Origin of the sequence: Pseudomonas sp. PDM04, assembly GCF_014851765.1 — a bacterium.
Classification (GTDB): Bacteria; Pseudomonadota; Gammaproteobacteria; order Pseudomonadales; family Pseudomonadaceae; genus Aquipseudomonas.
Genome location: NZ_JACVAI010000001.1, coordinates 1,408,423 through 1,426,961, shown reverse-complemented (window position 1 = coordinate 1,426,961; position 18,539 = coordinate 1,408,423). Strand labels below are relative to the sequence as shown.

At 62.9% G+C, this 18,539-nt stretch carries 18 protein-coding genes and 1 pseudogene; 6 read left to right on the top strand and 13 right to left on the bottom strand.

The genetic code is table 11. The features are described 5' to 3' along the window. Positions 1–76 precede the first annotated feature (76 nt). On the top strand, positions 77–595 hold the full coding sequence (gene msrB / locus IB249_RS06605) for a peptide-methionine (R)-S-oxide reductase MsrB (protein ID WP_192302694.1): 519 nt from the start codon (positions 77–79) through the stop codon (positions 593–595). Between the two features lie 28 nt (positions 596–623). Beyond that, positions 624–1,331, top strand: coding sequence for a peptide-methionine (S)-S-oxide reductase MsrA (gene msrA / locus IB249_RS06600; protein ID WP_192302692.1), 708 nt, complete (start codon positions 624–626; stop codon positions 1,329–1,331). Positions 1,332–1,339: 8 nt separating this feature from the next. Here msrA and IB249_RS06595 read toward each other — a convergent pair whose 3' ends face one another. Together IB249_RS06595 and IB249_RS06590 are read right to left on the bottom strand one after the other, a co-directional pair. Next, positions 1,340–2,353, bottom strand: a complete 1,014-nt coding sequence (locus IB249_RS06595) for a sensor domain-containing diguanylate cyclase (RefSeq protein ID WP_192302690.1) — start codon at positions 2,351–2,353, stop codon at positions 1,340–1,342. Between the two features lie 65 nt (positions 2,354–2,418). Further along, positions 2,419–3,324, bottom strand: a complete 906-nt coding sequence (locus IB249_RS06590; protein WP_192302681.1) for a LysR family transcriptional regulator — start codon at positions 3,322–3,324, stop codon at positions 2,419–2,421. Positions 3,325–3,426: 102 nt separating this feature from the next. Between IB249_RS06590 and IB249_RS06585 the strand changes: the two genes are divergently transcribed. After that, complete coding sequence (locus IB249_RS06585) at positions 3,427–4,602, top strand: aspartate aminotransferase family protein (RefSeq protein WP_192302679.1); 1,176 nt, start codon at positions 3,427–3,429, stop codon at positions 4,600–4,602. Between the two features lie 3 nt (positions 4,603–4,605). Here the strand turns inward: IB249_RS06585 and IB249_RS06580 are convergent. From IB249_RS06580 to IB249_RS06560, 5 genes and pseudogenes are all read right to left on the bottom strand, one after another. After that, positions 4,606–4,860 (bottom strand): annotated as a pseudogene (locus IB249_RS06580) (Txe/YoeB family addiction module toxin). Then, complete coding sequence (locus tag IB249_RS06575) at positions 4,857–5,111, bottom strand: type II toxin-antitoxin system prevent-host-death family antitoxin (RefSeq protein WP_192302677.1); 255 nt, start codon at positions 5,109–5,111, stop codon at positions 4,857–4,859. Before IB249_RS06575 ends, IB249_RS06580 begins: the two are co-directional and overlap by 4 nt. A gap of 304 nt (positions 5,112–5,415) precedes the next feature. Beyond that, on the bottom strand, positions 5,416–7,335 hold the full coding sequence (locus tag IB249_RS06570) for an alkaline phosphatase D family protein (RefSeq protein ID WP_192302675.1): 1,920 nt from the start codon (positions 7,333–7,335) through the stop codon (positions 5,416–5,418). An 84-nt stretch (positions 7,336–7,419) separates the two neighbouring features. Further along, positions 7,420–7,677, bottom strand: a complete 258-nt coding sequence (locus IB249_RS06565) for a hypothetical protein (RefSeq protein ID WP_192302674.1) — start codon at positions 7,675–7,677, stop codon at positions 7,420–7,422. Beyond that, positions 7,667–8,458 (bottom strand): VacJ family lipoprotein, encoded by a 792-nt coding sequence (locus tag IB249_RS06560; RefSeq protein WP_192302672.1) that lies wholly within the window; start codon positions 8,456–8,458, stop codon positions 7,667–7,669. Before IB249_RS06560 ends, IB249_RS06565 begins: the two co-directional genes overlap by 11 nt. 168 nt (positions 8,459–8,626) lie before the next feature. Between IB249_RS06560 and IB249_RS06555 the strand changes: the two genes are divergently transcribed. From IB249_RS06555 to IB249_RS06545, 3 genes are read left to right on the top strand one after another with little or no spacing between them, the layout of a single operon-like run. After that, entirely contained in the window at positions 8,627–9,337 is a 711-nt protein-coding gene (locus IB249_RS06555; RefSeq protein ID WP_192302670.1) for a response regulator, read from the top strand. Further along, positions 9,334–10,695: an ATP-binding protein gene (locus IB249_RS06550; RefSeq protein ID WP_192302668.1), complete on the top strand. Its 1,362-nt coding sequence runs from the start codon at positions 9,334–9,336 to the stop codon at positions 10,693–10,695. Before IB249_RS06555 ends, IB249_RS06550 begins: the two co-directional genes overlap by 4 nt. 37 nt (positions 10,696–10,732) lie before the next feature. Beyond that, positions 10,733–11,185 carry a hypothetical protein gene (locus IB249_RS06545; protein ID WP_192302666.1) on the top strand — a complete coding sequence of 151 codons (453 nt, stop codon included), beginning with the start codon at positions 10,733–10,735 and terminating at the stop codon, positions 11,183–11,185. Positions 11,186–11,317: 132 nt separating this feature from the next. Here the strand turns inward: IB249_RS06545 and IB249_RS06540 are convergent, their stop codons facing one another. From IB249_RS06540 to IB249_RS06515, 6 genes are all read right to left on the bottom strand, one after another. Then, the gene (locus IB249_RS06540) at positions 11,318–11,539 is read right to left on the bottom strand and encodes a formate dehydrogenase subunit delta (protein WP_192302664.1); all 222 of its coding nucleotides are present in this window, start codon (positions 11,537–11,539) and stop codon (positions 11,318–11,320) included. After that, positions 11,536–14,418, bottom strand: a complete 2,883-nt coding sequence (gene fdhF, locus IB249_RS06535; protein ID WP_192302662.1) for a formate dehydrogenase subunit alpha — start codon at positions 14,416–14,418, stop codon at positions 11,536–11,538. The genes IB249_RS06540 and fdhF overlap by 4 nt, the downstream gene beginning before the upstream one ends. Beyond that, positions 14,415–15,974 (bottom strand): formate dehydrogenase beta subunit, encoded by a 1,560-nt coding sequence (locus tag IB249_RS06530; protein WP_192302660.1) that lies wholly within the window; start codon positions 15,972–15,974, stop codon positions 14,415–14,417. Before IB249_RS06530 ends, fdhF begins: the two co-directional genes overlap by 4 nt. Further along, the gene (locus tag IB249_RS06525; RefSeq protein ID WP_192302658.1) at positions 15,974–16,450 is read right to left on the bottom strand and encodes a formate dehydrogenase subunit gamma; all 477 of its coding nucleotides are present in this window, start codon (positions 16,448–16,450) and stop codon (positions 15,974–15,976) included. The genes IB249_RS06530 and IB249_RS06525 overlap by 1 nt, the downstream gene beginning before the upstream one ends. A gap of 543 nt (positions 16,451–16,993) precedes the next feature. Next, the gene (locus IB249_RS06520; RefSeq protein ID WP_192302656.1) at positions 16,994–17,224 is read right to left on the bottom strand and encodes a hypothetical protein; all 231 of its coding nucleotides are present in this window, start codon (positions 17,222–17,224) and stop codon (positions 16,994–16,996) included. Further along, a complete protein-coding gene (locus IB249_RS06515; protein WP_192302654.1) occupies positions 17,221–18,342 on the bottom strand; it encodes a colicin E3/pyocin S6 family cytotoxin in 1,122 nt (373 codons plus the stop codon). The genes IB249_RS06520 and IB249_RS06515 overlap by 4 nt, the downstream gene beginning before the upstream one ends. Positions 18,343–18,539 lie beyond the last annotated feature (197 nt).

The following is an 18,539-nucleotide window of genomic DNA, read 5'->3' as shown; positions in this document are numbered from 1 at the left end:
TGCCGTGAGGATTTGGCGATCAACCCAAGCCTAGGCTGTGTTCCACGAAAGGCACTTTGGATGGTGGGAGACGGCCATGTTTTCACGGCGACAATTTCTTCTCGCGGGCGGTGGGCTGGGGGCTGCAGCCCTGGTGGTCGGTGTATTGCCAAAATTTGCCGCCAGCTCGGCACTGCTCGGTACGGCCAATGCCGAGGAGGTGTTCGAGGTGACCCACAGCGACAGCGAGTGGCGTTCCCTGCTCAGTGCCGAGCAGTACGAAATCCTGCGCGAGGAAGGCACCGAACGGGCCTACAGCAGCCCGCTGAACAACGAGCACCGTGATGGCACCTTTGCCTGCGCCGGTTGCGACCTGCCGCTGTTTTCATCACAGACCAAGTTCGACAGCCACACCGGTTGGCCGAGTTTCTGGGCGCCGCTGGACAAGGCGGTCGCCACCCGTCAGGACCGCACCTTCGGCATGCTGCGCGAGGCCGTTCATTGCCGGCGCTGCGGCGGCCACCTGGGGCATGTCTTCGATGACGGCCCTAAACCCACCGGCCTGCGTTACTGCATGAACGGCCTGGCCATGACCTTCACGCCACACGCGGTTTAACCCGCACTTTTCACTCGGAGTCAGCCTCATGAAATCCCTGTTCACCTGGCGTCGTACCTTGTTGGGACTGGCTGCCGCCGGCCTCGTCGGCCAATGCTCGGCGTTTTCCCTGGGCGGCGCCGAAGACGCGGTGCTCCTGCCGCCGCCCACCCTCGATGAAAACACCCAGGCCCACAGCGAAACGGCGGTCTTCGCCGGTGGCTGCTTCTGGGGTGTGCAAGGGGTGTTCCAGCATGTCAAAGGCGTGAAGAACGCCGTGTCCGGCTATGCGGGCGGTGCGGCCGACACCGCGCAGTACGAGCGGGTCAGCGAGGGCGATACCGGTCATGCGGAATCGGTCGAGGTCACCTTCGACCCCGCTCAAGTCAGCTATGGAACCTTGCTGCAGATCTACTTTTCCGTGGCGCACAACCCGACCGAACTCAACCGCCAGGGGCCGGATCACGGCACCCAGTATCGCTCGGCGATCTTTGTGCAAAACAGCGAGCAGCAGCGGGTCGCCCAGGCCTACATCGCGCAACTGGGCGCGGCCAAGGCCTTCGACCAGCCGATCGTGACCCGGCTGGAAAGCTACAACGGTTTCTACCCGGCGGAAGAGGAGCATCAGGACTTCCTGACCGAGCACCCGACCTATCCATACATCGTGATCAACGATCTGCCGAAAGTGGCGCAGTTGAAGCAGCTGTATCCGCAGCGCTATCAGGAAAAACCGGTGCTGGTGAAGGCGGGACGCTAGGTCAGGGCTCAGCCGGAAATCACATCCTTGCCCGCCACTTTCGAGCGGTACAACGCCTGGTCGGCCCTGGCCAGCAAGCCGGTCTGCTGTTCTTCGTCGAAGCGCTGGACCACGCCAAAGCTGAGGGTCAGTTGAAAATCGCCCACGGGGGGCAGGTCGGCGAGATTGTGGCGAATGGTTTCGGCGAGGGCCCTGGCCTCGGCCAGGGGCGTGTTGGGCAGGATCATGATGAACTCGTCACCGCCCCAGCGCACCAGCAGGTCGCCTTCGCGTACGCACTGCCTGACCCTTTCCACCACCCGCACCAGTGCCGCATCGCCGAGCGCGTGGCCGTAGTGGTCGTTGATGTTCTTGAAGTCGTCGATGTCCATGGCAATCAGTGACAGCGGCTGACGAAAGCGTTGGGCGCGATCACATTCCTGGGGCAGTGCCGTGCTCAAGCGATGGCGGTTGGCGGTGGCGGTCAGTTCGTCGGTTTGCGCCAGCTTGCGGTTTTCCTCGAGCTGCGCCTGCAACTGCCGGTTCACCCGCGACAGCTCCTGGGTGCGCGCTTCGACGAGGGCCTCAAGGGATTCGTTCCTTCGTTCAAGGGCTTCGACCAGGCGTTTCTTGTCCTCGATGCTGCGGTGCGCACCGACCATGCGCGCCACCGAGCCATCGGCATTGCGGGCAATCACGTAGCCCCGGTCTTCGATCCAGATGTAACGGCCATCTTTCGTGCGGCAGCGATACTCGGCCTGATAACCGGCCGAGCGTTGTTCCAGGTAGGCATCGAACAGCGCCATGACTCGCGAATAATCGTCGGGATGCATCACGCTTTCCCAGGTCAACACCGTGTTTTCCAGGGAATGGGGTGTGTAGCCCAGCATTTCGTACCAGCCGGGGTTGCGGTAAACGAATCCGGTATTGGCGTTCCAGTCCCAGATGCCATCGCTCACCAACTGCATGATGGTGTGCAGCATGTCTTCGTTCAAATCAGACAGATTGATCTTCAGCGTTTCAATTTCCGATGCACCATCCATCAACGATCTCCCTGACGAAAGTGATCCGCGTGCCGAGCAGATTAGTCGATGGTGTGTGACGGCGCCTAGTGCTTGCCCCACATCCCGATGGCGAAGTCGACGAAGCTGCGCAGTTTCGGCAAACGGTAGCGATCTTGCGCGTACATCAGGCTCATCGGCCGGCTCGGCGGCAGGAAATCCGGGAGCAGGGCCACCAGTCTGCCGTCCTCGAGGTCCTGTTCCACCAGCGCGTCGGGCAGCACCACGATGCCCATCCCGGTCCGCGCCGCCTGGTGCAACCCGGCGGAACTGTTGATCAACATCGGCCCGTTGACCGCCACGGCAATCTCGCCGTCGGGCCCGCTCAGGCGCCATTGCTTTTCCACCGAGTGCCAGTCGTCGCCGGCCGGGTAGGCGAATGACAGGCAATCGTGGTGTTGCAGGTCATCCGGGGTTTGCGGAGTGCCGCGCCGCGTCAGATAGCCCGGTGAGGCGCACATGGTCAGCGGGTAGTCCACGAGCGGGCGGGCGATCAGGTTGGTCTGTTCCATGTGGCCCAGGCGGAACGCCACGTCGAAGCCGTTTTCCAGCAGATCCGGGCGGCGGTTGGTCAGCACCACGTCGAGTTTGACCCGTGGGCACAGCAGGGCGAACTCGCTCAGGGCCGGCGCCAGTTTTTCCGTGCCGAACGTCAGCGGTGCGGTGATCCGCAGGGTGCCGCTGGGCTCATCGAGCGCCTGCTCGGCCAGACGTTCGGACTCGGCCACCATGCCCAGCACTTCCAGGCAACGCTGGTAGTACGCGGTACCGAATTCCGTCAGGCGCTGGCGCCGCGTCGTACGGTTGAGCAAGCGTACGCCCAGGCGTTGCTCCAGCGCGCGCAAGTGATTGCCGACCATGGTGGTGGAGATCTCGCAGTGCAGCGCGGCGGCGGTCAAGCTGCCGGTTTCCACCACCCTGACGTAAACGGTCATTGCCTGGAACAGATCCATTATCAAGCCTGACTTTAAAATGATTGAAGTTTTGCGCAGTTTATCCAGTTCTGGTGGCTAACCATACTGCGAAAAACACCCACCCCGCTGGAGTCTGACGTCATGACCGCCGCCTGCCTGATGAGCACTTACCAACCACTGGCCTTGAGCTTCAGCAGAGGGCTGGGCACGCGTCTGTGGGATCAGGCGGGACGAGAATACCTGGACGCGGTGGCGGGCGTGGCGGTGACCAACGTCGGCCATTCCCACCCCCGGATCGTCTCCGCCATCAGCGAACAGGCCGGCCTGCTGCTGCACACCTCCAACCTCTACAGCATCGACTGGCAACAGCAACTGGCGCAGAAACTGACCCGGTTGGCGGACATGGAGCGGGTCTTCTTCAACAACTCCGGTGCCGAAGCCAACGAAACCGCGTTGAAGCTGGCGCGCCTGCATGGCTGGCACAAGGGCATTGAACAGCCGCTGGTGGTGGTCATGGAAAATGCCTTCCATGGCCGCACCCTCGGCACCTTGTCCGCCAGCGATGGCCCGGCGGTGCGCCTGGGCTACAACAAGCTGCCGGGGGATTTCGTCAAAGTGCCTTTCGGCGACCTCAAGGCGCTGGACCGCGTGCAACAGGCCCACGGCCCGCGCATCGCGGCGATCCTGATGGAACCGATCCAGGGCGAAAGCGGCGTGCAACCGGCACCGCCGGGTTACCTCAAGGCCTTGCGCGAGCTGTGCAACCGGCATGGCTGGCTGCTGATGCTCGACGAAATCCAGACCGGTATCGGTCGCACCGGGCAGTGGTTCGCCTTTCAGCACGAAGGCATCGTGCCGGACGTGATGACCCTGGCCAAAGGCCTCGGCAATGGCATCCCCATCGGCGCCTGCCTGGCCCGGGGCCGGGCTGCCGAGCTGTTCACCCCCGGCAGCCACGGCAGCACGTTCGGCGGCAATCCACTGGCCTGCCGCGTCGGTTGCACCGTGCTGGACATCATCGAGGAACAAGGGCTGCGGGAGAACGCGAGTGTGCAGGGCGAACGCCTGCTGGAGAAATTGCGCATCGAACTGGCCGGCGACCCGAACGTGCTGGCCATTCGCGGCCAGGGCCTGATGATCGGCATCGAACTCAAGCAAGCGATCCGCGACCTGGCCCTGATTGCCGCCCGCGATCACGGCTTGCTGATCAACGTGACCCGCGGCAAGATCATCCGCCTGCTGCCGCCATTGACCCTCGACGAGCGTGAAGTGGAGATGATTGTCAGAGGGGTGGGGCGGGTGGTGAGGGAGGCTTGAGGTTCAATAATGATATCTGCACATGACAATGCAGATTTCACCTTCCTCAATGGCGTAGACCAAACTGTGCTCGGCCGTCATCCGGCGCGACCAGAAGCCGCTGAAATTGTGTTTGAGCGGCTCTGGTTTTCCCAGGCCATCGAAGGGTTCGCGCTGAATGGATTTGATCAGCAGGTTGATTCGCTTGAGCCCGGCCCTGTCGTTTTGTTGGAACCACTAATAGTCTTCCCAACCTTCGGGAGTGAATTCGATCTTCATTCTTCGATAAGTGGCCGGGTTTTGGTTTTCCCTGCGCGCAGGCTACCAATCGATTTGATCAGGCGTTCAGCATTGGCTGGAGATCGCAGCAGGTAAGCAGTCTCTTCGAGAGCGTTGTACTCCGCCAGAGACATCATCACCACCGGCTCGCCTTTCTGGCGTGTGACCAACAAGGGAGCACGATCCTCGTTGACCCTGTCCATGGTTTCGGCAAGGTGCGCGCGTGCGGTGGTGTAGTTGATGGTTTGCATGTTGTTGTCCTTGCTCCATGCGATGACCGTACAGAAACGTGTACAGGTTGAAAGACGATACCTACCAGTGGTTGCTACGCAGACGACGTATCTGCGTTTGTACTGAAGTATCGCTGAAGCCGCTTCGAGACGTTTCTGTGACTGATGTAGTCCTGGTCTCAGAGTGAGGTCGCCCGCAGGAACGGGCTTGCTCGCGATGGTCGATAAGGACTACACGGGCTGCCTCAATACCTGCGCGCCTGGGTGTTTTTCGCGAGCAGGCTCGCTCCCACAGGGTTGTAGGCAGAGGATTGGGGGCGGGGGGTCAGTCCTGCGGCTGGGGCGCGACCATTCGGGTTTTCGGTGCGCCGTCGGCGTTGAGCTGGAAGATATCCTGAGGTTGGCCCTGTTCGTTGAAGAACACCTGGCCGATGCCCGCCGAATTCCACAACCGCTCGCCCATTTCCGCGTGCTCCGGTACATGCGGCACGATGCGCATCAGCCGGCGTTTGGTCAGCCAGTTCAGGGGCGAGCGCGGCGAGTAAAGCCAGCGGTTGAGGCGGTCGAACCATTCCAGCAGGCTCGGTGGAAATTCGTTCTTGATGCCGCTGCTGGTGATCTGCCAGATCCTCGGACCGGCCTTGCGGTGGCGGATCAAGACCTCGTAGACGAAGGAATAATGCACGTCGCCTGACAGCACCACGTAATTACCCGGTGTACGCGAGTGTCGGAAAATGTTCAGGATCACCTGCGCTGCGCCGCGATGGGCCATCCAGTTTTCGGCGTCCACCAGCAGCGGGTAACCGAACCAGCTGAACACCCGCTGCACGGTCTCGATCAGCTTCACGCCGAACACCGGGGCCGGCGAAACGATGATCGCCGACGGGTGATCGAGCAGTTCCTGTTGCAGCTCGCAGAGGGCTTCCCAGTCCAGCAGGCCGGAGGGTTGCTTGAGGTTGATTTCGCTGCGCCAGCGCCGGGTGCGGGTGTCGAGCACCACCATCGCCGGGGTGGTGGGCAGCACGTAATGCCAGTGCTGGAACTTCAGCAGCTCGTCGATCAACGCATCTTGCACCGGGCTGTCGAGGTAGCCGTCCTGCCCGGTGGCGATGACACCGCCGGCCCTTTGCAGCAGGGCGCCGAAGGCATCCGGGTTGTTACCCCAGCCCTGACACAGCAGGTAGGCGATCAACGCGTTGCCGATGATGCGCTTGGAGAACGGGTGGCCGTAGGCCGTTTCCTCCCATTGCGCGGAAAGGTTCCAGTCATCGGTAATGTCGTGATCGTCGAAAATCATCAGGCACGGCAGATGCGCAAAAGCCCGCGCGACGCCACCCAGGCCGGCCTTGAAGGCATCGATGCGCGTCTGCTCCAGGGCATAGCGTTCACGGCGTTCGGGAATCAGCTTCGGCGGTTTGGGCGCGATCAGCGTCCAGGGCGTCGGCGACCACACCAGCAGGTACATGGCCATGACTTCGGCAAACGTCACCAGGTGGTTGTCGGCACTGCTGCTGGTGAAAATCGGTTTGCGCGCGCCACCGAAAAATCGCTCGCGCAGGGTTTCGTTGCTTTGCAGGGCCGGTAACAAATCCGCACGGTGGTAGTAACTGGCCGGGTGCTCATAGAGCTTGGCGCTGTCGCTGACCACCGCGCCTTCGAGGTGTTCGCCGAACAGCCCCAAGCGCTCGATCAACGCATGGATCGCCCGCAGCATCGGCCCCGCGACATCGTCGGCATACACCTGGTCACCGCTCATCATCAACAGCGCCGGGCGCTCCGTCGCGGCGTGCTCGGACGCCAGCAACTGATCGACGCAGAGCAAGCCGTCCACCGCCGGGTAGTGCGGTTTGCGGCAGGAGCCGTGCAGCAACTGGTCGATCCGCGAGCGCAGGACGAAATTCGGGCAGCCCGCTCCAGCGTACAGCAGGTGCGGCGCCCATTCGGCGATGCCGCCCACCTCGTCGATCAGCAGGTCGTACTCGATCAGCGTGTCGCACGGCAGTGGCGTGTCCAGCGGCACGTCGATCAAGTGGACGAACGCGTGAGCGCCGACCGGGATGACGGTGCACTGTCCGGCATCCAGGCGAACATCGTCACGGTGTTGCAGACGCAGCGTCAGCGCCAACGCCCGGCTTGCCACCAGCCACATCACCAGCCGTGAAGGCTCCAGCCGCCGCAACAGCGGGCCGGCCAGGACGGGAGGCAGGGGTTGATCAGCGGCGAGGGTTGGCAAAGGCATCGACATCCGGGTTCTTCGTACACAGAAACGCAGGATGATAACGCAGCCGATGTCAATGAAACGTAACGGGCTCGAAGACAGCGGTCGCTGTCACGAACCGGGTGTTTTCGCCACCTCGACCTCGCCATGGGCCACCAGCCAGCGGAACAGATCGCTTACCGACACCGTATGGCTGCGCTCGATCCAGCGCACCAGCGCCGGGCCGTAATGCTCGGTATAGCGGCTGAGCACCAGTTGCCGGCAATCCGGCGACAAGCGCAGGGTGATTTCGCGGCATTGCAACGTGGCTGGATCACGCCAGGTCACCCGCTGCTGCAGAATCAGGCTGTTGCCGGTTTCAGAACCCATCGTTCGGTGCTCCTGTGCAGTGAGGTGGGATCTGGTCGGGCGAGCCTTGCCTGCCTTCCTGCACGTACGCCGCTCGGTGCTCGGCGACCACGTTGCGCAAGGCGCTGTAGTAGTCCGGCAGTTTTTTCAGGCTGTCGGTCAGTGGCAGGGCCTCGGCGCGACCATCGACGATGCCGCCGACCGTGTCGACGGTGGACAGGGTGTCCACGGTGTCGCTGTTGTTGCCCAACGGACTCACCACAAAGTTCAGCACCCGGCCGGCGGCATCCCGGCTGTTGGAGGTGCCGAACAGCGGCAATTCGACAATCGGGCCATTGCCGATGCCCCATACGCCGAAGGTCTGGCCGAAGTCGGCGTCGTGGCGGGCGATGCCCAGCTTGCCGGAGACGTCGATCAAGCCCAGCACGCCCACGGTGGTGTTGAGCACGAAACGCCCCAGGGTGTTGACCGAGCGCCGCGGGTTGCCTTGCAACAGGTCATTGATGAACACCTTGGGCTCGCCGAAGTTGGCGACGAAGTTATGCACACCGGTCTGGAAAAAATCCGGCGTGTACCGATAGCCACGGGCGACCGGCGCCAGGGCGTAGTCATCCACCACCCGGTTGAACGCGAAGACGCCACGGTTGACCGGCTCTGCCGGGTCGTACACGGAATAGGCGATGTCGGCGCAACTGACGTCGGCGGTGGACGGCGACTGGCTGCTGCAACCTGCCAGCCCGGCGGTCAGCAGGGCAATCGAAGTGGTGCGGGTCAGCCACGGAGCACATTTTGAAGGCAACATGAACGCAGGTCTCGGAAGGAATTCGCCGTGATCCTGAGCCCCATGCCTTGCGCAAAGATGTCCGGTTTATTGCGCCGCTGACGTTTTGTTGCACGATTGAAATATATGACGCGCCGCCGTGAATGGTTTTAGATGACGGCTCCTTTCGCGCCCTTGAAGTGAGCCTTGGTGAACAGCCTGTTAATCGTCGACGACGATGTCGAAGTCCTCGATCTGCTGAAAAAATTCTTCGTCCAGCACGGCTACGGCGTTGAAGTCGCCAGTGACGGCGCGTCGCTGTGGGCGGCCATCGAACGCCAGACGCCGGACCTGATCATTCTTGATGTGATGTTGCCCGGCGACAGCGGGCTGATCCTGTGCCAGCAGTTGCGCATCCGGTACGCCCTCCCGGTGATCATGCTCACCGCCATGGGGGAACTCAGCGACCGCGTGGTCGGGCTGGAACTGGGCGCCGACGATTACCTGACCAAGCCCTTCGATGCACGCGAACTGTTGGCCCGGGTGCGTGCGGTGCTGCGCCGGGTGGACGAGCGCCGCCCGCTGGCCCAGGAACGGCCACGGCCGCTGATCGATTTCGCCGACTGGCACCTGGACGTCACGCGCCGTGAACTGCGCTCGCCGGACAACGTGATGATCCCGCTCTCGGCCGGCGAGTTCGACTTGCTGCTGGTGTTCGTCGAACACCCGCAGCGCATCCTCACCCGGGAGCAATTGCTGGACCTGGCGCGCGGGCAGCGCCACGACGCCATCGATCGCAGCATCGACGTGCAAGTCAGCCGCCTGCGGCGCAAGCTGGAGTCCGACACCAAACGCCCGGCGATGATTCGTACCGTGCGCAACGGCGGCTACCTGTTCACCCCCAGCGTGACACGGCGATGAACGGGCTGAAGCGGATTCGCCGGGACACCGTGGCGCGCTGGATCGCCTTGACCATCATCCTGGCCATGTTGATTTCACTGGCGCTCAACGGCCTGTTTATCCAGTTGGCCGGGGTCTGGGCGCGCCCCCCATTGACCGAGACCGGCCTGCTGGAAAAAGCCGCCGCCGTCACCCGCGTGATCGATGCCGCCCCGGCCGTGCAACGGGGCAAGTTGGCCAGCGCCGCCAGCGAAGACGGTTTCATCGTCACCTGGCACCCCGACCGACAGACGATCAAGGTGCCGCCCGTGGATGACCCGATATCCGAGGAAGGCTCGAACATCCTGCAACCTCTGCTCAGGTCGGCGGGGCGGCACGTCGAGGCCTATGAGCCCAGCGACTGGCCCGAGCCCTCGCCGGACGCCCGCTACATGCTGTTGATCGAGTTGTCCGACGCCTCGTGGCTGATGTTCTCGCCGCCCACTCGCAGTTGGGGCCTCGACGAGACGCCGCGCTACCTGATCGTGGTCCTGCTGGTACTGATTTCCACGGCGCTTGTCGCCCTGATTGCCACCCGGCGTCTCGCCACCCCGTTGCAACACTTCACCGAAGGCGCCCGTCGTTTCGGCGCGGACTTTCGCGCCCCGCCCATCGAACCCCTCGGTCCCCAGGAAATCCGCCAGGCGATTCTCGCGTTCAACGCGATGCAGGCCCAGTTGCAACACTTCATCCGCGACCGCACGCAAATGCTCGCCGCCATCTCCCACGACCTGCGCGCCCCCCTGACACGCATGCGCTTGCGCGGCGAATTCATCGAAGACGCCGAGCAGCAGCGACGGCTGTTTCGTGATGTGGATGAAATGCAGGCCATGATCAATTCGGCGCTGGAGTTTTTCCGCGATGATGCGCGACTGGAACCGGCGACCCAGTTCGACCTGGCGGAGCTGCTGCACACCTTGTTGGATGACTATCGCGATCAGGGGGTAGAGATTGACTTCAATGGCCCGCAACGGCTGGTGTACTTCGGCCGGCCGCTGGGGCTTAAGCGGGTGATGACCAACCTGCTGGATAACGCCATCAAGTACGGCAGTGAACCGAAGATCGAGTGGCTGGCCGCAAGTGAGCAGGTGCGGATCGACGTGCTGGATCGCGGGCCGGGCATTGCGCAGGGCAGTCTGGAGCAGGTGTTCGTCCCGTTCTTTCGCGTGGAAGGCTCGCGTAACAAAAGCACCGGCGGCGTCGGTTTGGGGTTGTCGGCGGCACGGGCGATTGTGCTGGAGCATGGAGGGGAACTGACATTGCGCAATCGGTCAGCGGGCGGGTTGTCAGCGCGGGTGGTGTTGCCGGTACACCCGAGCGCAGGTTTCGAACTACAGTGAAGCATCCGGGCAACGTGTTGATCAGAGGAGAGCGTGTGTGAACAAAACCATCCTGTCGGCCCTGGCCATCTTGCTGCTGGCGCAATCACCGGCCTACGCCATCAACGACAAGTACCGCGAACAACTGGAGCAGTCGGGTTGCACCCAGGTGAGTGAGCTCGAGGGCTGCGATATCCACAAGTCCAAAGCCGAGAACGCCAAGGCCGGGTTCAGCAACCCCGCAACGGACAGCGCCAACACCCAGACGCCCTACGCCGGGCAATGGGTCGCCAAGAGCACGGCCGGCGCAACCGTGGCCACCATTCGTATCGATGCCAAGGAGCAGGTCTGGGTCAACGGCCAGCGGGTCAATGCCAAACGCACCGATGGCGCACTGCAATTCAAGCAAGGCAAGCTCACTTTCACTCTTCAAGGCGACCGACGCCTGGTGGGGGAGGATTACTGGACCGACAGCGATGCCGGCACCAAGGGGCCGATCGAAATCGAATAACCCCCGCCCGTGGGAGCGGGTGTCTCATGTGGGAGCGCACCTGCTCGCGATGAGTGTCCGGGCAACGCGGGCATTCGGGGCGCCCGCGTTATCGTTGACGCCCATCGCGAGCGAGCTCGCTCCCACAGGTGTTCAGGCTTTCCAGCCCGCCTCGCTCACCGCTGTCTGCACCAACGGATGCAAATCCGCCCCCTGATGCTCCGTCTGCCAGGCCAGCAGCTCCATGCGCATGCCCGGCGTCCAGAACATCTGCAGGTGGTTGCGCACGCTGAGCACGGCTTGCTGCTGGTCCGGCTCGTTGGCGAAGTACTGGGCGATCTGGTTCGCCATCTTGATCAGGTTGGCCGTGCTCATCGGCGCACCTCCGCTTTATCGCCCCGAGCCTGACGGCGTTCCTTGAGCAAACGGTCCTGCTCATCGCTGAAGGCCTGGTAGCGTTTTTGCCACTCGGACGGGTGATAAACACGGCTGACTTCCACAGCCGTGACCTTGTATTCCGGACAGTTGGTCGCCCAGTCCGAGTTGTCGGTGGTGATGACGTTCGCGCCCGATTCCGGGAAGTGGAAGGTGGTGTACACCACGCCCGGGGCCACGCGTTCGGTCACCCGTGCGCGCAACACGGTCTGCCCGGCGCGGCTGCCGATGCCCACCCAGTCGCCTTCGTTGATGCCCCGGCTCTCGGCGTCGGTCGGGTGGATTTCCAGGCGGTCTTCGTCGTGCCAGGCGACGTTCTCGGTGCGCCGGGTCTGCGCGCCCACGTTGTACTGGCTGAGGATGCGCCCGGTGGTCAGCAGCAAGGGATAGCGGTTGTTGACCTTCTCTTCGGTCGCCACATACCCGGTGAGCATGAACCGTCCCTTGCCGCGCACGAACTGCTCGATGTGCATGGTCGGCGTGCCGTCCGGTGCCGCCGCGTTGCACGGCCATTGCAGGCTGCCGTGGCGGTCGAGTTCTTCGTAGCTGACGTTGGTGAAGGTCGGCGTCAGGCGGGCGATTTCATCCATGATTTCTGACGGGTGCCGGTAGTTCATCGGGTAACCCAGGGCGTGCGCCAGGGCCACGGTGCCTTCCCAGTCGGCCTTGCCGCCCAGCGGTTCCATCACCTTGCGCACCCGCGAGATACGTCGCTCGGCGTTGGTGAAGGTGCCGTCCTTTTCCAGGAACGAACTGCCCGGCAGGAATACATGGGCGAACTTGGCGGTTTCGTTGAGGAAAATGTCCTGCACCACCACGCACTCCATGGCCGACAGGGCCGCGGTCACGTGCTGGGTGTTCGGGTCGCTCTGGGCGATGTCTTCACCCTGGCAGTACAGGCCTTTGAAATGGCCGGCCAGCGCCGACTCGAACATGTTGGGAATACGCAGGCCCGGATCGGGTTGCAGCGTGACGTTCCACGCCTGTTCGAATTGGGTGCGCACCTCCACATTGGAAATGTGCCGGTAGCCGGGCAACTCGTGGGGGAAGGAGCCCATGTCGCAAGAGCCCTGCACATTGTTCTGCCCACGCAGCGGGTTGACGCCCACGCCTTCGCGACCGATGTTGCCGGTGGCCATGGCCAGGTTGGCGATGCCCATTACCGAGGTACTGCCCTGGCTGTGCTCGGTCACGCCCAGGCCATAGTAGATCGCCGCATTGCCGCCGGTGGCGTACAACCGGGCGGCGGCGCGGATGTCGGCCGCTGGCACACCGCAGATCGGCCCCAGCACTTCCGGCGAGTTTTCCGCGCGGCTGACGAACTCGCTCCAGCGGGCGAAATCGCTACCCTCGCAACGGGCGTCGATGAACGCCTGGTCCTGCAGGCCTTCGGTGATGATGGTGTGGGCCAGGGCGTTGAGCATGGCGACGTTGGTGCCCGGACGCAGCGCCAAGTGCAGTTCGGCACGGGCGTGCACCGAATCCACCAGGTCGATGCGCCGTGGGTCGATGACGATCAGGCGCGCGCCTTCACGCAGGCGACGCTTGAGCTGCGAGCCAAACACCGGGTGCGCGTCGCTCGGGTTGGCACCCATCACCAGAATCACATCGGCCTTCATCACCGAGTCGAAGCTCTGGGTCCCGGCGGATTCGCCCAGGGTTTGTTTCAAGCCATATCCGGTCGGCGAGTGGCAGACCCGCGCACAGGTGTCGACGTTGTTGTTGCCGAACGCTGCGCGCACCAGTTTCTGCACCAGGTAGGTTTCTTCGTTGGTGCAGCGGCTGGAGGTGATGCCGCCGATGGAGTCGCGGCCGTATTTTTGCTGCAGGCGCCGGAACTCGCTGGCGGCGTAGGTCACCGCTTCGTCCCAGCTGACTTCCTGCCACGGATCGTTGATGTGTTTGCGGATCATCGGCTTGGTGATGCGATCCGGGTGAGTGGCGTAGCCCCAGGCAAAGCGTCCCTTGACGCAGGAGTGGCCGTGGTTGGCCTGGCCGTTCTTGTCCGGCACCATGCGCACCAGTTGGTCGCCCTTCATCTCGGCGCGGAACGAACAGCCCACCCCGCAATAGGCGCAGGTGGTGATCACGCTGCGTTCCGGCTGGCCCATCTCGACCACGCTTTTTTCCATCAGCGTCGCGGTCGGGCAGGCCTGTACGCAGGCACCGCAGGACACGCATTCGGAGTCGAGGAAGTTCTCGCCACCGGCCGCCGAAATCCGCGATTCGAAGCCGCGCCCGGTCACGGTCAGGGCAAAGGTGCCCTGGGTTTCCTCGCAGGCGCGCACGCAGCGGTTGCAGACGATGCACTTGCTCGGGTCGTAGTCGAAATACGGGTTGGAGGTGTCCTTGACGTCGGCCAGGTGGTTCTCGCCTTCATAGCCGTAACGCACCTCGCGCAGGCCGACCTGGCCGGCCACGGTCTGCAGCTCGCAGTTGCCGTTGGCCGAGCAGGTCAGGCAATCGAGCGGGTGGTCAGAGATGTACAGCTCCATGACGTTGCGGCGCAGGGTCGCCAGTTTTGGCGTCTGGGTGTGCACCGTCATGCCTTCGCTGACCGGTGTGGTGCAGGACGCCGGATAACCGCGCATGCCGTCGATTTCCACCAGGCACATGCGGCAGGAGCCGAAGGCTTCCAGGCTGTCGGTGGCACAGAGTTTCGGAATGGTGGTGCCCATCAGCGCGGCGGCGCGCATCACCGAAGTGCCTTCGGGCACGCTGATGCTGCGGCCATCGATGTTCAGGGTCACTTGCACCTGGCTGTCGCGGGCCGGCGTGCCCAGGTCGATATCGGTGTTCGGGTCGAAGAGAGTGATCATTGCTCGGCCTCCGAGGCGTGCAGACCGAAGTCGGCAGGGAAATACTTGAGGGCGCTGACCACCGGGAAGGGGGCCATGCCGCCCAGGGCGCACAGCGAACCGTATTGCATCGTGTCGCACAGGTCTTTGAGGATGATCGCCTGCTCATCGCGACCGCTCTGGTCCGGGGCCGCCAACAGGCGATCGATCACCTCCACGCCCCGGGTCGAGCCGATGCGGCATGGCGTGCACTTGCCACAGGATTCCTCGGCGCAGAACTGCAGGGCGAAGCGCGCCATGTGCGCCATGTCCAGGCTGTCGTCCGCCACCACCACACCGCCGTGACCGAGCATCGCGCCGATGGCGGCAAACGCTTCGTAATCCAGCGGCGTGTCGAACTGCGAGGGCGGCACCCAGGCCCCCAGCGGTCCACCGACCTGTGCCGCTTTCAGCGGTCGGCCGCTGGCCGTGCCGCCGCCGTAGTCTTCCACCAGTTCGCGCAGGGTCAGGCCGAATGCCCGCTCCACCAGGCCGCCGCGACGAATATTGCCCGCCAGTTGAAACGGCATGGTGCCCAGGGAACGGCCCATGCCGTAATCGCGATAGAACTGCGCGCCCTTGGCCAGAATCAGCGGCACCGAGGCCAGCGTCAGCACGTTGTGCACCAGCGTCGGCAGGCCGAACAGGCCTTTGAGCGCCGGAATCGGCGGCTTGGCGCGCACATAGCCGCGCTTGCCTTCCAGCGAATCCAGCAGCGCGGTTTCTTCCCCGCAGATGTACGCACCGGCCCCGACCCGCACTTCCAGGTCGAAGGCCTGGCCGCTGCCGCCGACATTGGCCCCCAGGTAACCGGCGGTGCGTGCGATGTTCAGCGCCTGGCGCAACACGGCCACGGCATCCGGGTATTCCGAGCGCACATAGATGTAGCCGTAGGTCGCCCCCACGCAGAGGCCGGCAATCGCCATGCCTTCGATCAGCAGGAAGGGATCGCCTTCCATCAACATGCGGTCGGCGAAGGTGCCGGAGTCGCCTTCGTCGGCGTTGCACACAATGTACTTCTGTGCCCCCTCGGTGTTGCGCACCGTGCGCCACTTGATCCCCGCCGGAAACGCCGCGCCACCCCGGCCACGCAGGCCGGAATCGAACACCGCCGTCGCGGTCTGCTCACCGCCCAGCGCCACGGCCCGGGCCAGGCCCTCGAAACCGCCATGGGCGCGGTAATCGTCCAGCGACAATGGCCGGGTGATCCCGGCGCGGGCGAACAGCAGGCGCTGTTGCGTCTTCAGATAAGGCAATTCTTCCACCAGCCCCAGGGCCAATGGATGTTCAAACGTCGGGTCTTGCAGCGCATCGAGCACCGACGGCACGTCGGCAGCGGTCAGCGGCCCAAAGCCGATACGGCCTTGCGGGCTGTCCACTTCCAGCAACGGCTCCAGCCAGTACAGGCCACGGGAGCTGGTGCGTTGCAGCTCCAGCGGCAGGTGGCGTTCCGTGGCCTGGGTGATCAGCGCCGTGGACACCTCATCGGCCCCCACGGCGCGGGCCAGGGAGTCGGCAGGCAGATAAAGAATTGGCATCACGCGTCCTCCCGGCAAGCATCGAGCAGGGCATCCAGACGCTCGGCACTGAGCCGCGCATGCACCCGGCCATCGAGCTCCAGGGCCGGCGAACAGGCGCAGGCACCCAGGCAATACACCGGCCGCAGACTGATGTGGCCGTCGGCGCTGCTGCCGTGGTCATCCAGTTGCAGGCGCTCGCGCAACTGCGCGGCCAACTGCTCGGCACCGCGGCTCTGGCACGACTCGGCGCGGCACAAGCGCAGGATATGGCGGGCCGGCGGCGCGGTACGGAAGTCATGGTAGAAACTGATCACCCCGCGAATCTCGGCCTGGCTCTGGTTCAGCGCGTGGGCAATCTCGGGGACGGCGACATCGGGGATGTAGCCGATGCGCTCCTGAATATCATGCAGCAGCGGCAACAGCGCACCCGCAGAGCCCGCATGGCGCTCCAGCAAGCTGTTGACCACAGACAGGTGCAAACTCTCATCAGGCATTCCAGCAATCCTCACGGTCACGGACGAACCAGATGGTTGTCGGTTGTCCGAAAGTGTCGGCTGCGGCACTCACACCACGTCACGGTATCGTGGCATTTTCAGGCCGTTGGCCAGGGCACCCTGAATGGGCATCTTGTTGTGCCCGACACGGTCTTCGCCGCGCCTCCAAAGGGCATAAAAGGCAGAGTGCCACGGCGCCCTGGGTTTAAACGCACCAAAGCGACGTGTTCAGTTCTGTCTACGACTCTCCTTTGAGTCTAGATGAGAGACGCCCAAGGCGTGCCCCCACCGACCCAACGCCCAGCGGGCCTGTCGATAAGGGATGTATAACAGGCGTAACCGGTGAGAAACAGCATCAGAAGGGTAGGCAAATCCACGGTGCAGACCTGCCCGAACAAAAACCTTGAAACAAAAAAACCACCGACACCCCCCCCTGTGGGAGCGAGCCTGCTCGCGATGGCCGTAAACGATAACGCCGAATACCAGACGTCTCGCAATGCTCTGAACTTTACCGATAAAAGGCGCGGTGACTTCCGGCCAGGCTCAGGCAATACACGCTAGCTGAACGATGTGCCCCGTCTCGGCAATATGCGCCCCTGTCCATCTTTCGATTTCCCGCAATTGTCCGGCATTCAAGTCGTACACATAGATCGCGTCTTCAAGGCTTTTCCAGCCCATCAAGTCCGCCAGCTCAGCCTCCCGAGCGGAAGGTATTTCGATGCTTTCCTGTAGCTCTTCGCTTTGGCGATCAAACACCTCGACAACGTGCTTCATTTTTCCACTCTCCTTGCAGGGTTCTCGGGTTTGGTCTGTCTGCCAGTGTCTGGATCATATTCTCCAAGGTGCTTTCCTTGCTTGGTATAAAGCTCCACCGTTGCGTGTTGGGAGTCCCACTCGTAGATTTTTCCGGCGCTGTCTTTCCAGCGCCGTCGTTTCTTTCCACCACCTTGCACATAGGTTTTAGACGGGGCGAGTTTAGCGTCAGGGAACGCTGGTAGAGATAGGGGGGGTGGATGATATCGCTGGTCGCCACCAAGCGGCCGCGAAAACACCAGATACAACGAATTCAGACCGGAATCTGCCGGAAAGACCAGAATGCAGTCGTCCGTTTCTATATCGTCTCCCGCTGGATAACCCTCGATCTGGGAGTCCGCGCCTTCCGGAATTGGGTGAACGAGAATGGTGCCTCGGCTGTCGCTGGCTTGCGGGTGGACCATTGACGGAATACCGGATCGTTCTCGGGGTGTCCATAGAATGGTGGCGCCGTTCAGCTCGGCCTCAAGTGCGGTCTTTGTGTCGTTCCAACTGACCTGCACCGTGCGTACGGTGTCATCTCCCGACGGGCCGGTATGGATGCCGTAAACCTGTAAGACGCCCTCACCATCGAGACGAAACTGAAAGCGCACGCGGGTCGGAGCGTGGGACATGCGGCGTAGCTGATCATCGGTATAGAGCGTGCCGTCACCCATTTGGGCCGGGAGCATGCCCATCACGAACACGCCGGCAGGATTGGAACGCAATGCCCAGGTGAAGCCCCTTTGCATGATCCCGCCACCCGCGATGCGCCCCAGTACCGCATCGAAGCCCAGAGCGAGTCTCGCCGCCTCCGCTGCCGACGGGACCAGCATTGACCCAGCCAGCATGACCTTGCCAAATTCTGAAGCGGGCATGACGTCGTCACCGACGTGAGTCCTTCCCCAGTTTTCAGGTGTGCAGCACTTGGCAAAGACTAGATCTGAACGCTCCTTGGGCGTGGGCCATTCATCTTTGGGTATGTATTCCCGCACTGGCTTGGGTCGCGGATTCCAGGCGGCCCACGAGCCACCCCCGTTCGGAAGTTTTCGACCCCAGAGATCGTCGAAAGGATCTTTCTCCAGCTCGTCTTCGTACATGACAATCCCTTTGTCATTACATTTCGAGACGGAAGAATGTCGGTCCGTTTGTAGTCTGGTCAATGCGATTCGGTAACCTGAGGTTTCCAATACCTGGAAAGGTGAAATAGTCCAGCGAGGTTGGCCCCGCGATGCACCGCTGTGGATAAAACCGGGCACTGGGTTATCCACAGCCTCCAATGGCCCAAATCCTGCCT